The organism is Yersinia sp. 2466 StPb PI, from assembly GCF_041538325.1.
GTDB classification, from domain to species: Bacteria; Pseudomonadota; Gammaproteobacteria; order Enterobacterales; family Enterobacteriaceae; genus Yersinia; species Yersinia enterocolitica_E.
In genome coordinates this window covers 3118178-3136935 of the sequence record NZ_JAULSL010000001.1, presented here as the reverse complement: position 1 = coordinate 3136935, position 18758 = coordinate 3118178, and the positions used below count along the sequence as shown (strand labels likewise).

Genomic DNA, 18758 nt, shown 5'->3' with positions numbered 1-18758 from the left:
GCTGACATAAAAGGTGGCAAATAAAAAGTTGTTAGACCAGTTTAGTCGGCTGTTTGTAGGAAAGAAGCCACACCATACTGACCATTTTCTTTTGCTCGTTGCCATGAATATCGGCTTGCAGTGTAAAGCCATATGACAGAAAATAAAATTGGTAAGTCCAATATTGGTTATATTCGTGAGGTGGATCAACCAATGAGGTTTTGCTTTTTGACACCCGGCGGTTAAAAAGTAAGGATAAAGCTGAGTGATACCTCTTGGAAATCGGTATAACAACATTTTTAGCACCTGAACAGTTTACGCAGAGAAGGTAAAAATAAATGGAACAAACATGGCGTTGGTATGGCCCGCATGATCCGGTGTCGCTGGATGATATCCGTCAGGCGGGTGCAACTGGAGTAGTGACAGCATTACATCACATCCCGAATGGTGAAGTATGGCCGGTGAGTGAGATCAAGCAACGTCAGGCAGAGCTTGCCGCAAAAGGTTTGGTGTGGTCGGTAGTTGAAAGTGTCCCGATTCATGAAGAGATCAAAACGCACAGTGGCAACTATCAGCAACATATTGAAAATTATCAGCAAACGCTGCGTAATCTGGCGGCCTGCGGTATTGATACCGTGTGCTATAACTTTATGCCAGTGCTCGACTGGACACGCACAGATCTGGAATATCAACTGCCAGATGGTTCCAAAGCATTACGTTTCGATCAGATAGCATTTGCTACCTTCGAACTGCATATCCTTAAACGCCCTGGTGCGGTGAATGATTACACTGCGGAAGAACAGGCGCAGGCAGCAGATTACTTCGATGCGATGACTGAAGCGGATATTGCCAAGCTGACGGGCAATATTATTGCTGGTCTGCCGGGGGCTGAAGAAGGTTATACACTGGATCAATTCCGTGCACGTTTGGCGGAGTATGACGGCATCGATAAAGCGCAACTGCGTGAAAATATGGCTCACTTCCTGCAAGCCATTATACCGGTTGCCGAACAGGTTGGTCTGCGTATGGCGGTACATCCCGATGATCCACCGCGCCCAATCCTTGGCCTACCGCGGATTGTTTCCACCATTGAAGATATGCAGTGGCTGAAAGAGACAGTTGATAGTATTCATAACGGTTTTACTATGTGCACCGGCTCTTATGGGGTGCGGGCTGACAACGATCTGGTGAAGATGATCGAAACCTTTGGTGATCGTATTCATTTTACGCATTTACGCTCGACCTGCCGCGAAGGGAACCCAAAGACCTTCCATGAAGGCGGCCATCTGCAAGGCGATGTGGACATGTATTCCGTCGTCAAAGCCATCTTGACCGAAGAGCAACGCCGTCAGACTGCCGGTGATATGCGTCCGATCCCGATGCGCCCAGACCACGGTCATCAGATGCTGGATGATTTGCATAAGAAAACCAATCCGGGCTATTCGGCGATTGGCCGTTTGAAAGGGTTAGCTGAGGTGCGTGGTGTGGAGTTGGCGCTGAAGCGGGCGTTCTTCCCTGAGCTAAAATAACCCGCCATCTTTCAAACTGCAGGTGTGTTGGCTGCACTCAATAACCCGAATCACTTACTTATGTAAGCTCATCGGGGTTATCTTGCTTGCCGCCTTCCTGCATCTTGAAATCTATAGGGTATAAAACAGTTAAGGGCCGGTTTTCCGGCTCTTAACATATTGAAAAATTAAGAATATTGGGTATTATTCAGCGCGGCCCATATAACGGCGTTCTGCAATATGAATACGGATTTTCTCACCCGGGCTAATATATTCCGGCACCTGAATAGATAAGCCGGTGCTCATCACAGCAGGTTTGTTGCGAGCACTGGCCGATGCGCCTTTAATGCTTGGGGCGGTATCAACAATTTCCATATCAACGGTCTGCGGCAATTCCAGCGCCAATAATTGACCATCCATCGTCAGAACCTGCATGCCTGGCATGCCCCCTTCAGGAATAAATAACAGCTCTTCTTCGATCTGTTCTTTTTTGAAGTTATAAGGGGTGAAATCTTCATCATCCATAAAGATGTATTCGTCGCCATCGATGTAAGAGAAATTCACTGATCGGCGGGTCAGGGTGATGGTATCGAGGATCTCATCGCCTTTAAAACGCTCTTCAACTTTTAAACCGGTCCGCACATCAGAAAACCGCATTTTATACAGGGTACTTGCGCCACGGGCGCTTGGGCTTTGCACATCAATATCTTTCACCAGCAGTAACTTGCCGTTGAGGTTGACCGCCATACCACGTTTTATTTCGTTAGCTCTAGCCATTTATTAACCGCCAATCAGGATTGAAGATAAGTTGCGACAAGTTACTCGCGCCGCCAGTTTCAGGCAAGCAAATATCGCCGCCATATTTGAAGTCGCTGGGGGTATTCGCTTGCGGCCTGGCGGCAACAGTAAACGCTTTGGAGATAGCGCTAAAAAGAGTGTTATTCCGGTGTAAAAATGACCCTATTTATAGACCGGTAACCAACCCAATAGTGCGGCAATATGGGTAATGGCATTGATCAAACCAAACAGGATGATAAAACCAATCATCAAACGCCCGCCGGGAGCACGATAAACAGCCAGTGGGAAGCGTTTACGGCTGGCCCGCGCCATCAGCGCTGGCACAATTACCGCCCAAATGGTAGCCGCTAAACCGGCAAATCCAATGGCATATAAGAAACCATTCGGGAACAGCAGCGCACCGAGGGTCGGTGGCACAAAAGTGATCAGTGCTGATTTAGTCCGCCCGTTACGGGTATCACTAAATTTAAAGAAGTCGGCGATATAATCAAACAACCCCAGAGATACCCCAAGGAATGAGCTAGCCAGCGCCATATAAGAGAAGGCATTGAGTAACTGGCTGGTGGCCTGACTGGTCGAAATGGTGTCCATCTGTTTTAGCAGGCTACCGATGTTGCCACCGTCAGCAATCACCTGTTTGAAGGCGTCACGGGCGATATTACCTTGAATAGCATACTGCCATAGGACATAAATGATTAACGCGATCAGGGTGCCGTACAGCAGGCTGCGCACCACTGCTTTGCTGTCTTTGTGGTAGTACTTCACCAGCCCCGGTACATTACCGTGATAACCAAATGAGGTCAGTAAGTAGGGCAGTGCGGCCAGTGCATAAGGTAAATAGTGGGCGCTGCTATCAGTTTGATTGAATAGAATGGCACTTTGTACATGGCTAAACATGTCACCAACCGACATGACAAATGTAATTACCATTCCGCCGATTAATATCGTACTTAAGCGATCCACTGCGCGGGTCGATAACCAAACGATAAATGCGACCAATAACACAAAGATAAAGCCAGCACCGGTCTGACCAATCCCCACGACATTTTGCAGGGTGTGAGAAATGATTGAGCCACCGGCGGAGATATAGGCGTAGGTCAGGATGTAGAGCACAAAGGTTATCGACAATCCATTGATGGAACTCCAGATCTTACCCAGCAGGTCTTGTACCATGGTGTGAAAGCTGGCCCCGGTGGGGTAGTTCAGGTTAGCTTCCAAAATCATCAAGCCAGAAATCAGCATACAAGCCCAGGTATAAATCAGCAGTATTACTGAGCCGCTGAACCATACCCCGGCTGTGACGATTGGGATTGAGAACATTCCCGCACCTACAGCGGTTCCGGCGACTATCATCGCTCCGCCAAGAACGGAAGGGCGTGATAACGGTTGGGATACATCCATCGACATCGGTAACTCCAAATATCCTTCATCTTTGCCGCTACAGCAGAATTTGTTGCCTTGCTGTAACGTTAATGACGCGGGCTATAAATGATAGGTTAGTGGTTCTTTTGTACTAGCTTAATGGTACATGTTGGCGAGGATTCTGTAAACAGACGAATATACTCATGCCGATCATATGATCAGTGATTAGTCTGGTAATGGTATTAACTTGTGATTGAATATCGTACAAACTGGGATTGTAACGGTTAAAAAGTGAACTGATGGTGCGGAGGTGAAAAGCACCGCCTATGGCATGGATCGGTTATTAAACCGCCGAGCAAGGATAGTGCTGGTAGTTAATGGGGGTGATTGCTATTGTCTGCTGTTATTCCACCAGCCTACAGGAGCCTGCTGATGGACTGTCGCTCAGATTGCGGTGCCTGCTGTATTGCTCCTTCTATTTCCAGCCCGATCCCCGGTATGCCATTCGGTAAGCCTGCCAATACCCGTTGTCTGCATTTGGATGAGACTATGCGTTGCGCCATTTTTCATTCCCCTTCTCGCCCGGCAGTATGTGCCAGCTTACAAGCATTGCGGGAGATGTGCGCTGATACCCGAGAACAAGCGTTGGTCTATTTGATTAAGCTGGAAGCGGATACCGCCCCTTCGTGATAGAACGGGCGGCATTATTACGACAGGTCTGATAGGCGCGTTACTTCATATTAGTCATCGGTGTTGCTTCGATGACGAGTGTTTCCAGTGGTTTTAGCGTAACAATCGCCGGCTTACTGTAATCGAGTGGCAGAGTTGCATTGGTGCCATATACCGTCTTAAGTGTGAAGCTCGTTGCTTCGCCGCTCGGAATTTCGAAGTTTTTAGTGAGATCTAAATAGTAACTTTGTTCTTTGTCGGATGGATTACGCAATCCAAATACCGCTTTATCTTTATTCCACGAGGCCCAGCCATAAACGTCCAGTGCCGTAGGGTCACCGCCAATCCAATGGGTATCAACCAGCACATCGCTATTTTTCCGTGACCATTTAGCGGCGGTCGCCAGCGTATCCCATTTGTTGTTATTTAACATGGACGGCGTGATGTAAAGCTCTTGTAGTTGGGTTCCCGTTGCAAAGTAGCTCCAGACCTGATCAGCAAAGTCATGGTCGGTCTGCACTTTTTCCAACCCAAAATAGGCATTTTCCGCGCTAACAATGCCGTGGTACATCAGCGAGTTTATCGGGAATAGCGGGCCTTTGCGCACGATGGAACGGTAGGTTTCAGCATCGCGGTAGGTCATCCATTGCTGAGCGGGGGAACCTTTGCCAAACAGGTTGATATCATCGCCCTGACGCCAGATAGCGTCCGCGTAGAACAGCCATGAGGGGCTGGCATCGGTGCCGGTGGTCAGGTTGATAAACAGATCTTTATTGGCCTCGCGCATGTTTTTAATCAGCTCGATGGAGGCGTCAAAGTCAGAGGCGAACTGGCTGCCTGGGATATACGAATTGGCGTTGCCCATACCGTCTAGCTTGAAGGAGGTGATATGTTCGTTTTTGATAAGCTTAATGATTTGCTCATTAAAATTACGGAAGTAATTGGGGCCGGAGAGTGCGAATTTCCCATCAACGGTTTCGAAGCCGTTTTCTTTGGCATGTGAGACGCGAATATCGCGCGGTTTGTTATAGCCTCCCCAAGGTGACAGCCATAAACCTACCGAAGTATGTAAGCTGTCAGCTTTCTGTTTCACTCCCCCGAATCCCTTACTGAATGCTGGGCCGAACAGCCATTTACCGGTGCGGTCATCCCAGCCGTCATCCAGTAGAAAACCATCAAGTTTTACCCCGCGTTTTTTAATCAGTTCGTCGGCGTAGGTATCCATCCGGTTGAGTACTTCTTGCTCGGTGTAGGTGGTGAAGAAACCAATATCCATCCAGCTATTGTAGTGAAGGTAGGGTTGATATGGGCGCGCGCGCATGCTGTTGATAAATTGGTTAAAGCTGCGACGCAACTGGTTGTTTTCTTCAAACGTGCCGAAATACAGGGTGAAGCTGACGGGCGTCTCCATTTTAATCGGTGTTTTTAACGCGACATTCAGATTAGTTGTTGTTTCATATGCATAGGTATTGACGATCGGTTTTTCCGGCAGAATAAAGAAGCTGTCAGCGATAATGGGGGAGCTATTAATTGCGCCGTCCACATAAGGTGCCTGGGATTGCCCTTTGGTTGGGAAGAAGGTGATTTTCGCAACATCCCGTGCCTGACCTTTGGCCTGAATACGGTAGTCAATACTGGCGTATTGACCTTTTAGTACGTTGAGCACCACGGTGACATCAAAATCTTTATGTTCATAGTCGATATGAATTGCATCATCTTTTTGGCTGACATTTTTAATTTTAAAATCGGCTGCGTGAATAACCTCTTCGTTGGGCAGTGTTAGAAAGAACAACTCCACCGGCGCAAGCTTGTGGCCTGAAAGCTTATCTTTCATCACCACCGCTGAGTTTGTATCGTCAAAAGAGAGGGAGATTTTATTGTTATTCAGCAAGTATTCGGAGGCAAAGGCGCCATTGCTCATCAGCAATAATAATAACGAGCTCTTTATGATTGTTCTCATACGATATCCTTGTTATTTGAGGTCCAGAAAGGTTATTTGCATTTTGAGTCGGTGCTTTGAGTCTGATAATGATTAGAATTCATGATGTTACCCGACGGTAGCCGGGCAACATTTTGATGACACAAGATTTATAGCGAGGTTTCAGTTTCGGGGATTAACTTATTAGCTGATCCACAGACGATGATTTTACTGCGCACGACGTCTTTCATGGCATCCATACCGACGCGCATGTAATAGCGTGGGTCGTTACCTTCCGGGTTATCGCCAAACCATTTTTTCACCGCCGCTGCGAAGGCGATTTTCAACTCAGTTGCTACGTTTACTTTGCAAACACCCAGTTCAATGGCTCGTCTGACATAGTCATCAGGGACATCGCTTGCACCATGTAGAACCAATGGAATATCGACGGTTTCATGGATTTCTGCCAGGCGCTGGAAATCAATTTTGGGCCGTTTGGCGTACAGGCCGTGGGCTGTTCCGATCGCAACCGCGAGGCTATCGACACCGGTAAGTTCCACAAAGCGACGCGCTTCTTGTGGGTCAGTGAGAAAAGCACTCTCCTCATCGACATCCATATCGTCTTCCACCCCCCCCAGACGCCCTAACTCAGCTTCAACGCTACAATCGTGGCGATGACAAAAATCGACGACACTCTTCACCAGAGACACATTCTCAGCAAATGGGAAGTGGCTACCGTCAATCATCGCACTGCGTACACCGGCGTTGACCTTGCGGCTGATATCGTCCAGTGACTCGTGATGGTCGAGATGCAGCGCGAGCGGCATGCCATAACTTTCAGAGTAGGCTTCGCACAGTGCGTAGATTTCTTCAAAAGCGATGTGCTTAAAGGTGCCGGGCGTACCTGCAAGGATCACCGGTGATTGCATCTCTTTGCAAACTTCTAGAATGGCCTGAATGGTTTCCGCGTTATGGATATTAAAAGCAGGTACGGCGTAGCGCCGAGCCTGCGCATCCTGCAAAAGATATTTGGTAGAAATAATGCTCATGTAGTGATCCTCTCAGCCTTTCCAGGGATGAATAACGACGCCTTTCACTACACGGTTTACCGTGCCGCTGGCGGAAGGCGTGTCGGGGGCGATACCTGCCTTGATAGATTCGCTGAGAGCGAAAATCTGTGTGTACATCAGGAAGCAGAACGCCTGTTCGACATCAATAAACTCTCGGGCTGCGGGTAACAAAATATGCGGGCCTGCGTCGATTTCTGGGCTGGATTCGGCACAAATCGCTACGACGCGCATCGCTTGTTGGTCGCGGCGCAACTCAGCCAGCAAATCGAGGTCGTATTGACGGGTATAAGGGTGGCTTGAAACAAACACCACAACCAGAGTTTCAGCGTTAACCAGTGATTTTGGTCCGTGGCGAAAGCCGGTGGGGGACTCATAAAACGCCGCTAATTTACCAGCCGTTAGCTCCAGCACTTTCAGTGCTGATTCGCGTGCCACGCCTTGTAATCCGCCACTGCCGAGGTAAACAATCCGTTTAAAGGGAAGGTCACCAAATACGGCAGTGCTAAAGTCGCCCTGCGAAGCAACTATCTGCTTACAGCGCGTTGCTACATCCTGAAAACTGGTGCTGTTGATGACCTCGGGGGCGAAGACAGCCAAACAACTGGCCATCATGGTGCTGATGCTACTGGTCATGGCGAAACCACGGTCATGGGTTTCGGTTGGCATTAACAGCGCCAGTGCGTTATCACTTTTCAACGCATTGTGATACAAGCTGCCGGCTTCATTGCAGGTGATGACCAGATGGTGGCACTGGCTGACGAGTTGGTTGGCTAAGTCCACTGCGGCGACGCTTTCAGGGCTGTTACCAGAGCGTGCAAAGGAGATGAGCAGTGTCGGGCGCTGGGGAGATAAATAGTCAGCAGGGTTAGTAACGAGGTCTGTTGTGGGCACTGCGACAAAATTTCTCTCGCTATGGCGCGACAGCCACGGCGCAATAATATCGCCGATAAATGCTGAGGTACCGGCACCTGTCAGGACAATCTGTAGGTCAGATGTTTGCAGGAGCGGCGCAAGGAAAGTGTCGATATCGTTACGTTGACGTTCAATGTTTTTTAACGATCGGATCCAGCTTGCTGGTTGCTGGCGGATCTCTTTTTCAGTCCAGGTTGATGTGCCGCAAGTACCGGCAGATTGGGTTTCGCTCATAACTCAGTCCTTAGTAGTACATATTCAATGGGTCAGTACAAAGTAGAACATGACAATCTTTCGTTTCATTTCATTTCATCAATTTTATGTCTAAGTGAAAATCTATAGAAAAGAAAACGAAAGGTCAATATAAGAAAAGTAATAAAACGAAAAACGTGATCTGAAAGTGGACTTTTTGGTTTTATTTTATTGATTTATATGGATATATTATATTTATTTAATAAGTGGGCTAGAGCATAAAGAAAGGAAAGGAAAGGTTTGTGGCGGAATTGGCCACAAACCAAAGTGATATATAATGAAAGGTCTACAGGGCGATTCGTTGTCCATCAATCCAAATGGTTTGTAGCATGAGCCGCGAATCAAGCGCGATAATGTTGGCTCGTTTGCCTGCCAATAGAGAGCCGTATGTGTGGTCAAGCCCCAGCATTTTGGCAGGGTGCAGCGAGGCCATATGAATTGCATCCGCAGCAGGTACACCCACGTTATTGACCAGATTTCGCACCGCTGCATCCAACGAAAGTGTACTTCCGGCCAGCCCGCCAGAGGCAGTACGGACAATACCCTGTTGCATTGTTACTGGATGACCGCAAATCGCATAGTCACCATCAGGCATGCCAGCCGCGCTCATCGCATCGGTTATCAGCAATATTCGAGGCTTGGCGCAGCTACAGCAAAGGCTCATTACTGCGGGGTGAACATGGTGACCATCTGCTATCAACTCAAGCCATGCTCGCTTATCGGTGAGCCCTGCGCCAACCATGCCGGGATTACGGTGATGGAGGCCCGTCATACCGTTAAAGCAATGCACCAGTCCATCGGCTCCCACATCAAACGCACGAATAGTTTCTTTATAGTTCGCCGCGCTGTGGCCGAGCATGACCTTTATCCCCTGGCTTTTTAGATGCTTAATTGCCGCCAGCGCACCCGATTTCTCAGGTGCCAATGCCACAACACGTAATGTGTTTTGTGACACGTCAATCAACCTATTTAGCTCGGTAATGTCCAGCTCACGGAACAGCTCCGGTGGATGTGCCCCTTTGTTCTGCGGGGTGAAGTAAGGGCCTTCAAGATAGCTACCCAACACCGTCGCACCTTGTCCACCTTGATGGTAGCGCTGCGCAATACGCCGCAGTGCACACTCTATTTCCCCAAGGGGAGCGGTGACGGTGGTCGGCAACCAGCCAGCCACCCCTTCGCGTGCTTTATACAATGCCAACTGATCCAGTATCTCTGGCGAGTCATCCATGACATCGACACCATCACCGCCGTGGACATGAATATCGATATAGGCTGGGCACAGTAGTTCAACGTCGCGCAGCGTAACCCCTGCGGGGATTGGCTCGATGGCCACGATGGTGTTGCCATCTATGTGTAACTGATGATCGTCGAGCCAGCCATGCTCGGTTAGCACCCGTCTGGCCCGCAACAGTGCTGTCATATTCCTTCCTCGACAGGGGCGGCTTCGCGATAACGGCCCATTTCGTCCACCAAACTGGTCAACCCTCGGTGACCACACTCTAGCGCCTGAAGGCGAAACTCTTTACTACTGAGGCCATCGCGCTCCAGCACCATCTCCAGCAAAAGCTGTAGATTTACTCCGGTGATCACTTCACGTTCTGCTTTCTGCATTGCCAGCGTCGAGGCCACGCGGAAGGGGGTACCTCCGAGCAAATCCGTCAAAAAAATTAGCCCTTCTTTTTCATCCAGATTAGCTAACGCCTCTTCAAACTGAGCGGTAAGCAGCGCGGTGGAGGAGCTTTCAGGAAAATCGATGGCTATCACTTGCTGTTGTTCGCCAAGTATTTGTTTCATCGCTTTTTCCAGTCCGGTGGCAAACCCACCGTGACCGCTAAGAATAATGCTTAACATGGAGTTTCCTCTTGCTTACAAAAAGTGGCCAAATTTTCCAACAACGCCTAATACCACGGTCAGCCCGATGAGTCGCAGAGGGCTCCAGCCACGGCGCACTAACCAGTACATCGTGAGGGTGTATACCAGTGGAAGGAAGGCTGGCATCAGTTTGTCGATAACATCGGTTTGCAGCTTAACCACAGCATCGCCTGCGGTGATTTCAAGCGTGGTGGACAAGCGAACGTAGGTGGCGACAAGTGCACCGATCACCGTCATCCCAACGATAGACGCCGCTCGCCCCACTTTAAGTGTATTGGCTTTGATAAGCGGGATAGCTGCGACACCCATGCGATAGGCATAGTGAGCAAGCCCGAAACGAAGCCCAAGATGGACGACATTAAACATCACGAGAAATACGATGGCGCCGAGGATCGAACCTTGCAGAGCCAAACTGGCTCCAATACCGCCACAGATGGGGAGCAAGGTCAGCCAAAACATCGCATCACCAATTCCTCCCAGTGGCGCACCAACAGCGATTTTCGTACTTTGAATACTGTTCACATCCTGTTTTGAACGTTCCATCGCCAGTATGATGCCGATGACAAACGTCACCAAGAAAGGATGGGTGTTGAAGAACCCCATATGGCCTTTCATCGCCCGCGCCAGATCATTTTTATTGGTGTGGATCTTTTTCAGCGCGGGCAATATGCCATACAGCCAGCCGGAAGCCTGCATACGCTCATAGTTAAATGAGGCTTGCAGCAGCATGGAACGCCATGCTACGCGGTTGATATCTTTCTTTGTCAGCTCCGCACCGATACTTTGGTCTTCATAGATATTGTCGTTGCTATCAATGACCGGCTTTTCAGTGACGTTAGCGCTTGGCAGAACCTGAGTATTAGATGCCATCTTCGAATTCCTCTTTCTGAGTGCTGGAAGTCTGCTGCGGAGTTGAGTCTTTACGCATGAAATCGATTAACGCCATTGCCAAGGCTGCGGCGGCAATCGCCAGTACCGGCAGTTTCAGCCAGGCCGCAGCAACAAAGCCAAGAATGAAGTAGGGGATATAAACGTTTTTCATCATTATTTTCAGCAATACGGCAAAGCCGATTGCAGGCATGATGCCACCGGCGACACCAAGGCCATCTATCAGGCGGGCTGGCAAGACATCAATGACCGTCTTCGCATGCTCAGCACCAAAATAGATGGGCAAGAATGCACACAGAAAATAGAACGTCCCCAGAGCCAGCAGGGCCAGATAATTAACGCGTTCAATGCCGTCGGTATCCGCATTTGCCGCCATCCGGTCGCAGCGCGCCATCACACCAGACATGATAGAGAATAAGAAGGTGATGCCCATTTGCACCGCCACGGCGAACGGCACGGCAACCCCAACCGCGACCTCCGGTTTTACACCGGCAGTAATAGCAAAAGCCGTGCCGACAATAGTACCGATAATCACATTCGGCGGCTGGGCACCGGCCAGTGGAGCAAGCCCCATCCAGACCAGTTCCAGAGTACCACCAGTGAGTATCCCCATATGAAGGTCGCCAAGGATCAGGCCAACCAACGGCCCAAGGACCACCGGGCGGTGCATATGTGTCAGGCCGTTGAACATATCCAAGCCAGCAATAAAGGCCAGAATCCCCAACGCGGATGCCTGTAATAAGCTAATTTCCATAGAAAATACCTCAGAGGAGTTTGTAGAGATCCTGAGCGGGCTCGGTCGGCACGCCCTGAATAAAACATTCCACCCCTGCTTTTCTCAGGCCATAGAAAGCGGCAATATCCTGATCATCGACAGAGACGGTTTTCGCTATTTGTTGTTTACCTTCGGCATAATGCATGTTGCCGATATTGATTCGGGCCACGGGTACGTCACCGTTGACCAGCGTTAGAAAGTCTTCGGGACTTTTGCAGACCAGTAAAATTTTCTGCCGATCGGTTGCACGATGAATATTGTCGATCACTTTTTGCAGTGGCCAGAAGCGCACGGCAATCCCTTCTGCCAGAACCATTTCCATCAGGTTTTGTTGAACCTGATCTTCGGCAACTTCATCATTGGCAACCAACACCAGATTTGCTCCGGCAAAACCAACCCATTGAACACCAACCTGGCCGTGAATCAGGCGCTCATCAATACGACTTAATACAATGTTTGGCATGTTTTATTCCTTATTATCATTGTGTTAATGGGATGACGATGTTCCCATGCAGGCTGCATGGTACTGGCGCAATACATCCTGAATATGGTCAATAATCAGTTCGTGCGGTGTTGCCGCGAGCCGGCCTTCACGGACCTTAACGTATTGAAGTGGCAGATACTGGCTGATCAACGGCAAGGGCAGCGGTTTGTCCGTTAAATTATTTACTAACCGAGCATAAGCCTCGTCAATGTGGTGATCGGGCCAGTAGTAACGAACGCGATCAGAATAGCTGTAGCCGCGCGCCAGACGACGTTCATCGTTATTACCGTGATAATGCTGTTTCCAGTGCTCCGGGTGTTCCTGCATGACGCTTTCCAGCACATCTCGTAGCCCCGAACATTGGTATGCGGGGCGGAGTTCCTGCTCGATAGCGGCCAGTGAAAATAGCGCTTCACGTAACGCGAAAGTGAGTGCCGGACCCACTTTCAAAATGGCAAAGTGGTGCTGAACTAGCTGTTGTAGGGCGAGCGGAGTTTGGTAATCGGTGGAGTGAGCTTCAAAGACCATCGTGTCAAACTCTTCGATAGTCTGGCTCAGAGCAAGAGATTTCTCAGGTTGATAATCAATAACATGAGTATGATCGAATTCTACACCGGGTTGGACGACTAGCCCGATAATGCGTGGCCACAGGTCGTGCAGACCTTGTTGTTCAAAAGCATGACGATGAGCTTCAAGCGTTGCTTTTGCCGCTTGGGGAGAGGTGACCACCAGCGTTGACAGCGTTTCATGTGCTCCTCCTGGAACAGGGACTTCCGTTCCAATAACATAAACCAGATCAGACGAACCTTGTTTTTCCTTGCGGGTCTGTTCTGCAATTAAGGCAAGCCTTGCTGCTCTTCCGGCGACGATTTCATCTGTTAATGGCACTGGGTCATCTGCACAAGACATACTGCAATCAAGGTGAATTTTCTTAAAGCCAGCCGCGACATAATGGCGAATAAGTTCTTCTGCATGAAACATAGCCTCTGCGGCTGGGGCGTTTTGCCAGCGATTTGGCCCCAGATGATCGCCCCCTAACACCAACTGATTGCGAGGGAAGTGGTGTTTATCCGCCATTTGCTCAACAAAACCACGGAAGTCATCTGGGGTCATACCGGTATAGCCGCCATACTGATCCACCTGATTGGAGGTGGCTTCTATTAATAAGATGGATTGCGCGTCCCGGGCGTGGCGCATTGCTGCTTCCAGAACCAATGGGTGAGCAGAACAGACGGCAAAAATGCCACATCGCTTATCGTGCTTATGGTCGGCCACAAACTCGGTTAAATGTTTCACTTTCCTCTCCGTATGGGGTTTTGATTACTTATGCCTTTCGGTTTGTTTCATTGATACTGCTTTATGGGTTGATAAAAACAAAACGAAAGATAATGGAAATGGGATCTGTTTCGCAAAAGAAACATAATGAAAGGCTTTTTTATCGGGTGGTAGCACGGTTTGGCCTGATGTAAAGACTTGCTTTCCGGCAAAAGAAAGGTGTTAATAGATAAAGTGAAATGAAACGAAAGGCTTTTGGGAAGGATCTGATATGAGCAATACCGATTCAGTAATGGACAAGCGTATAACGGGTACCAGTGAAAGGCGTGAGCAGATCATTCAGCGGCTTCGTCAGCAAGGAAGTGTTCAGGTTAATGATTTATCGTCATTCTTTGGTGTTTCTACGGTGACTATCCGCAACGATTTGGCCTTTCTGGAAAAGCAGGGGATTGCTGTACGTGCATACGGCGGTGCGCTGGTGTGTGATGCTGGCACACCTGGCGTTGAACCCACGGTAGAAGATAAAAGCTCCCTTAATATTTCTTTAAAACGCGATATTGCTCGCGTTGCTGCAAATCTGATTAAACCTGGGCACCGCGTGATTCTAGACTCGGGCACGACCACTAATGAAATAGCGCGTCATATGCGTAATCATAAGGAGGTCATTGCTATGACAAACGGTATGAATGTGGCGAACGCGCTGCTTGAGGCTGAGGGCGTGGAATTGCTGATGACAGGAGGGCACTTACGCCGCCAGTCCCTTTCCTTCTATGGGGATCAGGCTGACCAGTCCTTGCAAAATTATCATTTCGATATACTTTTTCTGGGGGTAGACGCCATCAGTCTTGAGCGCGGTGTGAGCACGCATAATGAAGACGAAGCTCGCCTAAATCGCCGAATGTGTGAAGTCGCGGAACGCATCATTGTGGTCACTGATTCCAGTAAATTTAACCGCTCCAGCTTGCATAAAATAATTGATACCCAGCGCATACATATGGTTATCACCGATAAAGGTATTCCAGAGGAAAGTTTGAATGGATTACGAAAAGGTGGGATTGAAGTGCTCCTTGTTGGGGAATAAAACCGTCTCTTGACCACCTTTTAGCCTACCCCTATTAAAGTAAAGTCCCCGCCAATAGGCCGGGACTTTGTCAGTAATCTAAGGGGAAGCGTGCTGTTCGGGCCGTAAACGACGCGAAACGCCGGAGTGCCCGTTGGTACGCTTAACCCTTGGTTCTTCTGGTGGCTAAGCCCCAGCAGGAACCGCATGCGCGGTGTTTTTCAGCACCGGTCCGGTATACTTCTCAATCTCAAGCTGCGCCATTTGCCCACAGTTACCCTGCGCCAGACTGGAAGAACCAATATCGAAAGTCAGGCAGTTGATATTGCCGTTCTTACAAAGGGAACCCGGTACCGCTGGATCCGCCGGGTCAAACCATGCCCCTTCGCTGATGCGCACCACCCCTGGACGTACATCTTCAGATACCACAGCACCTACCAATATCTGCCCACGGTCATTGAACGCACGGACTAAATCGCCATTAACAATGTTACGCCCCTTGGCATCCTGTGGGCTTATCAGTATCGCTTCCCGATCGGCCACGGCGTATTTTTCACGTAGTGGTGTGTTATCTAACTGTGAATGCAGCCGGTTGATTGGGTGTGCGGTGTTTAGCGACAGTGGATATTTCTTCGCTTCCACCCCGCGATACCATTCATGAGGTGGCATCCAGGTCGGGATCCCCTGACAATCGGCGTATTCCATTTTAGCGATAGTATCGGAGTAGATCTCAATCTTGCCAGATGGGGTACCCAGCGGGTTGAGCAATGGATTGTCACGATAATCAGCAAAGCGCACCCACTGCTGGTTCGCTTCGGGGATAGGGAAGCGAATGTAATTGTTCGATTGCCAGAACATATCGAATGGCGGCAGGGCGACCCGTGCGGTACGGGCCTGTGACTTCATATCGTCGTACATCGCTTTCAGCCACTGAGTCTCATCTTTGCCCTCGGTAAAGGCATCAATCACCCCCAGCTTGGTGGCCATCGCCGCGAAGATATCAAAATCATTACGCGCTTCATGCTGTGGCGGTACGCACTGGTGCATCGGGAAGACATAAAGTTGTGAGTAGTCGCCGCCCATTTCCAGATCATTACGCTCATAGCTGGTGGTCGCCGGTAATACAATATCGGCGTGCTTGGCGGTGGCGGTCCAATAGGGTTCGTTAACCACAATGGTTTCAGGGTGCTGCCAGGCTTTCACCAGATTGTTGGTATCCTGATGCTGATGGAAAGTATTGCCACCGGCCACATAGACCATTTTGACATCTGGATAGGTGACTTTGGTGCCATTGAAATCAATGACTTTCCCTGGATTGGCCAAACATTCGGCAATCCGCGCCACTGGAATCGGCGATGGTGAGTTCTTCGGTGCACTCCCGGCAGAAATCCCCGGTAAAATGCCGCCCTTGGCCGTTGGGCTACCGCCAGAGGAGTAGTGATAGCTGAAGCCAAAGCCGCCACCCGGCAGGCCAATTTGGCCCAGCATTGCCGCGACCGTGACCAGTAACCAGTGTTGCTGCTCACCGTGATGCTGACGTTGAATCCCCCAACCCCCCATAATCATGGTGCGCTGTTTAGCCATATCTCGCGCCAGTTGGCGCAACACATCGGCATCCACACCACTGATATCCGCCGCCCATTCTGCGTTTTTCGGCTGACCGTCAGTTTCACCGAGCAGATAGGCCTGGAATTTATCAAAACCAATAGTGTAGGTTTTTATAAAGTCAGGATTATGCAGTTTTTCTGTCAATAGCGTATGGGCGATACCGATCAACATGGCGCTGTCGGTATATGGCCGTGGCGCAATCCATTGTGCATTGGTGAATTTAGCACTGTCGTTATGCACCGGATCAATACTGATAACTTTGGTACCTTTCTTTTTCAGCGCTTCAAAACCAGTTTGACCCACATGATCGGGGATATTCCAACTGTTTTTCAAGGTGATCATTGGGTTACAGCCCCAGAGGATCACCAGTTCACTGTTATCTACCACGTTTGGCCAGGCCGTCTGCTGTTCGTAGACCTCCATTGACCCCATGACGTGGGTCATAATCACCTGTGCCGCACCGGTTGAATAGTCACCGGCATAGCCCAAAAAACCCCCACTCAGGTTCATTAAGCGTTGTAGTAGCGTGCGGCTGTTATGTAGCATCCCCACACTTTTCCAGCCATAAGATCCGGCGTACAGCGCTTGCGGACCGTGGTCTTTCTGCACCCGCACAATTTCGCCGCATACCAGTTCAGTGGCTTTATCCCAACTGACGCGTACCCACTCATCCCGGCCACGCAGTTCGGTATGGCTGCCGGGGCCGCCTTCCAACCAACTTTTACGCACCATCGGGTATTTGATGCGGTTATCGGCATGCACCTGATAGGGTGCCATAGTGATCAGGTCATTCGGCCATGGATCATCTTTGACAGGTTGCACACCGATCATCCGGCCGTTCTCAACGATAGCTTCAAATGCGCCCCAATGAGCGCCGGTCAGAATACCTTTTTGCGCCTGACGCAGTGCCAGAAACTGAGGTAATGCCTGACTGATGGCTTGGGCTAATGCAGATTTGGGCCACAGGCCACCAACGATAGGCAATACAGCCAGTGCGCTGGTTCCGAGTAAGAAGCGACGGCGGCTCATTTCTAACGGTTGTTGTTCGTATTTAGTCATTTTCGCCTCTTATTTACAGCTTGGCCGGCATATCACTGGCATGTTTTTGTACATACTGTGTCATCACACGCAACTGTTCCTGAGTCAGGGAGGTGCGTGGTGCCATGCCTTTGATTACCCCAATCCATTGGTTAGCGTTGAAGCGATCCAGTGCGGTTAAACCGTGGCAGCCGGTACAGTTGGCCGACATCATATCTGCGGCATAGCGCCAAATTTTCTGTTGATCATCAACGAGTTGTTTCTTAGGTAACCACACCTGTAGTGCAACTTGATGCCAAACCAGATTGGTTTCTGCATCGGTTTGCGTATTCAATGTTTTCAGCGCTTTTTGTGCGTCCTCGCCCAGTAATACACTCAGAATACGTTTCCCTTGTGCGGCATAGAACACTTCGGCCACCCCATCTTGCTGCCAGCCTTTAACATCAACCAACACCTGATCACCTTGCTGTTTTACCACTTCAACTTGTGTTGAGGGCATCAGGTTACCGGCGTTATGGCTGTCACCAGCATTCATAAAGAAAGGCTCGGTGGCGATGGTATATAAAGTGGTCGCCGTTGCGGGTGTTTGTGCCGCCGCCGTTGCCAACTCTGCCGCGCCAGCCTGGGTCACCTCACTCATATCCGGCAGGATATGGGCCACACCTTTATGGCAATCGATACAGGTTTCACCTTGCTTAATTGCCACCGGATGCTGAATCCGCGCTTCAGCACTTTGTCCGGTGATATCCATCGCATCAAAGCTGTGACATGAGCGGCAAGTGGCCGAGTCATTCTCTTTTAGCGTTTTCCATACCGACTGCGCCATGGCGAGTTTATGGGCTTCATATTTCTCAGGTGTATTAATAGTGCCAACCATTTCACCGTAGATATCTTTGACCGCGCGGATTTTGGTCCACAGATAATCAAGCGGTTCGTGTGGCACATGGCAGTCAGCACATTCAGCACGGATGCCTTTGGTGTTTTGGAAGTGGACACTGCCTTGATATTCAGCCAATGGCTGTTGCATGGTGTGACAGGACACGCAGAACGCGGTATCACTGGTTTTATGAAAGACGGTGGCGGTACCTGCTAATAGTGCAGCACCAATAATGATGCCGATCAGCAGGAGCCATAACCATCCCCACCGGCGTCGCTTCACGAAGCCAGTTTGTTTCTTGCTCATAAATTGCCCCACTTAATATATCTAATAGTTATTGGTAAAACGAAGTTATCTAATGCCTCGATACTCAAAAGGCCAGATAATCTGCCAACAGACCCTTATCCACTAGC

General features: G+C 49.6%; 18 protein-coding genes. 4 read left to right on the top strand and 14 right to left on the bottom strand.

Annotated features, from left to right (window positions below; genetic code table 11):
* Positions 1 to 31 precede the first annotated feature (31 nt).
* On the bottom strand, positions 32 to 214 hold the full coding sequence (locus tag Q2T72_RS14185) for a hypothetical protein (protein ID WP_372569347.1): 183 nt from the start codon (positions 212 to 214) through the stop codon (positions 32 to 34).
* 103 nt (positions 215 to 317) lie between these two features.
* Between Q2T72_RS14185 and uxuA the strand changes: the two genes are divergently transcribed.
* The gene (gene uxuA, locus Q2T72_RS14180) at positions 318 to 1508 is read left to right on the top strand and encodes a mannonate dehydratase (RefSeq protein WP_083158362.1); all 1191 of its coding nucleotides are present in this window, start codon (positions 318 to 320) and stop codon (positions 1506 to 1508) included.
* Positions 1509 to 1691: 183 nt separating this feature from the next.
* On the opposite strand, the gene yeiP is transcribed toward uxuA, so the two are convergent.
* The gene (gene yeiP, locus Q2T72_RS14175; RefSeq protein ID WP_083158363.1) at positions 1692 to 2264 is read right to left on the bottom strand and encodes an elongation factor P-like protein YeiP; all 573 of its coding nucleotides are present in this window, start codon (positions 2262 to 2264) and stop codon (positions 1692 to 1694) included.
* A 31-nt stretch (positions 2265 to 2295) separates the two neighbouring features.
* On the opposite strand from yeiP, the gene Q2T72_RS14170 reads away from it, so the two are divergent.
* Positions 2296 to 2439 carry a hypothetical protein gene (locus Q2T72_RS14170; RefSeq protein WP_193784630.1) on the top strand — a complete coding sequence of 48 codons (144 nt, stop codon included), beginning with the start codon at positions 2296 to 2298 and terminating at the stop codon, positions 2437 to 2439.
* 8 nt (positions 2440 to 2447) lie between these two features.
* Here the strand turns inward: Q2T72_RS14170 and mtr are convergent, their stop codons facing one another.
* On the bottom strand, positions 2448 to 3692 hold the full coding sequence (gene mtr, locus Q2T72_RS14165; protein WP_372569346.1) for a tryptophan permease: 1245 nt from the start codon (positions 3690 to 3692) through the stop codon (positions 2448 to 2450).
* Positions 3693 to 4079: 387 nt separating this feature from the next.
* Between mtr and Q2T72_RS14160 the strand changes: the two genes are divergently transcribed.
* Entirely contained in the window at positions 4080 to 4337 is a 258-nt protein-coding gene (locus tag Q2T72_RS14160; protein WP_083158365.1) for a YkgJ family cysteine cluster protein, read from the top strand.
* A gap of 40 nt (positions 4338 to 4377) precedes the next feature.
* Here Q2T72_RS14160 and Q2T72_RS14155 read toward each other — a convergent pair whose 3' ends face one another.
* From Q2T72_RS14155 to kbaZ, 9 genes are all read right to left on the bottom strand, one after another.
* Positions 4378 to 6276 (bottom strand): enterotoxin, encoded by a 1899-nt coding sequence (locus tag Q2T72_RS14155; RefSeq protein ID WP_372569345.1) that lies wholly within the window; start codon positions 6274 to 6276, stop codon positions 4378 to 4380.
* 128 nt (positions 6277 to 6404) lie between these two features.
* Positions 6405 to 7283 (bottom strand): tagatose-bisphosphate aldolase subunit KbaY, encoded by an 879-nt coding sequence (gene kbaY, locus Q2T72_RS14150; protein WP_042568261.1) that lies wholly within the window; start codon positions 7281 to 7283, stop codon positions 6405 to 6407.
* Positions 7284 to 7295: 12 nt separating this feature from the next.
* Positions 7296 to 8450 carry an SIS domain-containing protein gene (locus tag Q2T72_RS14145; protein WP_372569344.1) on the bottom strand — a complete coding sequence of 385 codons (1155 nt, stop codon included), beginning with the start codon at positions 8448 to 8450 and terminating at the stop codon, positions 7296 to 7298.
* A gap of 304 nt (positions 8451 to 8754) precedes the next feature.
* Positions 8755 to 9888, bottom strand: coding sequence for an N-acetylglucosamine-6-phosphate deacetylase (nagA, locus tag Q2T72_RS14140; RefSeq protein ID WP_372569343.1), 1134 nt, complete (start codon positions 9886 to 9888; stop codon positions 8755 to 8757).
* The gene (agaF, locus tag Q2T72_RS14135; protein ID WP_005193054.1) at positions 9885 to 10319 is read right to left on the bottom strand and encodes a PTS galactosamine/N-acetylgalactosamine transporter subunit IIA; all 435 of its coding nucleotides are present in this window, start codon (positions 10317 to 10319) and stop codon (positions 9885 to 9887) included. Before agaF ends, nagA begins: the two co-directional genes overlap by 4 nt.
* 15 nt (positions 10320 to 10334) lie before the next feature.
* The gene (gene agaE, locus Q2T72_RS14130) at positions 10335 to 11210 is read right to left on the bottom strand and encodes a PTS N-acetylgalactosamine transporter subunit IID (protein ID WP_083158369.1); all 876 of its coding nucleotides are present in this window, start codon (positions 11208 to 11210) and stop codon (positions 10335 to 10337) included.
* Complete coding sequence (gene agaW, locus Q2T72_RS14125) at positions 11200 to 11982, bottom strand: PTS N-acetylgalactosamine transporter subunit IIC (protein WP_005193049.1); 783 nt, start codon at positions 11980 to 11982, stop codon at positions 11200 to 11202. Before agaW ends, agaE begins: the two co-directional genes overlap by 11 nt.
* A 10-nt stretch (positions 11983 to 11992) precedes the next feature.
* Positions 11993 to 12466, bottom strand: a complete 474-nt coding sequence (gene agaV / locus Q2T72_RS14120) for a PTS N-acetylgalactosamine transporter subunit IIB (protein ID WP_372569342.1) — start codon at positions 12464 to 12466, stop codon at positions 11993 to 11995.
* Between the two features lie 24 nt (positions 12467 to 12490).
* The gene (gene kbaZ, locus Q2T72_RS14115) at positions 12491 to 13783 is read right to left on the bottom strand and encodes a tagatose-bisphosphate aldolase subunit KbaZ (RefSeq protein WP_102970387.1); all 1293 of its coding nucleotides are present in this window, start codon (positions 13781 to 13783) and stop codon (positions 12491 to 12493) included.
* Between the two features lie 250 nt (positions 13784 to 14033).
* Here kbaZ and Q2T72_RS14110 point away from each other — a divergent pair, with 250 nt between their 5' ends.
* The gene (locus Q2T72_RS14110) at positions 14034 to 14843 is read left to right on the top strand and encodes a DeoR family transcriptional regulator (RefSeq protein WP_083158372.1); all 810 of its coding nucleotides are present in this window, start codon (positions 14034 to 14036) and stop codon (positions 14841 to 14843) included.
* A gap of 165 nt (positions 14844 to 15008) precedes the next feature.
* Here the strand turns inward: Q2T72_RS14110 and torA are convergent, their stop codons facing one another.
* Entirely contained in the window at positions 15009 to 17489 is a 2481-nt protein-coding gene (gene torA, locus Q2T72_RS14105; protein WP_083158373.1) for a trimethylamine-N-oxide reductase TorA, read from the bottom strand.
* A 13-nt stretch (positions 17490 to 17502) separates the two neighbouring features.
* Entirely contained in the window at positions 17503 to 18651 is a 1149-nt protein-coding gene (locus Q2T72_RS14100; RefSeq protein ID WP_083158374.1) for a NapC/NirT family cytochrome c, read from the bottom strand.
* Positions 18652 to 18758 lie beyond the last annotated feature (107 nt).

Bases quoted from the DNA above. Each gene is read 5' to 3' on its own strand.
- agaF (WP_005193054.1), bottom strand. From the start codon at position 10,319: ATGTTAAGCATTATTCTTAGCGGTCACGGTGGGTTTGCCACCGGACTG.
- uxuA (WP_083158362.1), top strand. From the start codon at position 318: ATGGAACAAACATGGCGTTGGTATGGCCCGCATGATCCGGTGTCGCTG.
- agaW (WP_005193049.1), bottom strand. From the start codon at position 11,982: ATGGAAATTAGCTTATTACAGGCATCCGCGTTGGGGATTCTGGCCTTT.
- Q2T72_RS14160 (WP_083158365.1), top strand. From the start codon at position 4,080: ATGGACTGTCGCTCAGATTGCGGTGCCTGCTGTATTGCTCCTTCTATT.
- Q2T72_RS14100 (WP_083158374.1), bottom strand. From the start codon at position 18,651: ATGAGCAAGAAACAAACTGGCTTCGTGAAGCGACGCCGGTGGGGATGG.
- Q2T72_RS14110 (WP_083158372.1), top strand. From the start codon at position 14,034: ATGAGCAATACCGATTCAGTAATGGACAAGCGTATAACGGGTACCAGT.
- kbaY (WP_042568261.1), bottom strand. From the start codon at position 7,283: ATGAGCATTATTTCTACCAAATATCTTTTGCAGGATGCGCAGGCTCGG.
- Q2T72_RS14145 (WP_372569344.1), bottom strand. From the start codon at position 8,450: ATGAGCGAAACCCAATCTGCCGGTACTTGCGGCACATCAACCTGGACT.
- nagA (WP_372569343.1), bottom strand. From the start codon at position 9,888: ATGACAGCACTGTTGCGGGCCAGACGGGTGCTAACCGAGCATGGCTGG.
- agaV (WP_372569342.1), bottom strand. From the start codon at position 12,466: ATGCCAAACATTGTATTAAGTCGTATTGATGAGCGCCTGATTCACGGC.
- Q2T72_RS14155 (WP_372569345.1), bottom strand. From the start codon at position 6,276: ATGAGAACAATCATAAAGAGCTCGTTATTATTATTGCTGATGAGCAAT.
- agaE (WP_083158369.1), bottom strand. From the start codon at position 11,210: ATGGCATCTAATACTCAGGTTCTGCCAAGCGCTAACGTCACTGAAAAG.
- yeiP (WP_083158363.1), bottom strand. From the start codon at position 2,264: ATGGCTAGAGCTAACGAAATAAAACGTGGTATGGCGGTCAACCTCAAC.
- mtr (WP_372569346.1), bottom strand. From the start codon at position 3,692: ATGTCGATGGATGTATCCCAACCGTTATCACGCCCTTCCGTTCTTGGC.
- torA (WP_083158373.1), bottom strand. From the start codon at position 17,489: ATGACTAAATACGAACAACAACCGTTAGAAATGAGCCGCCGTCGCTTC.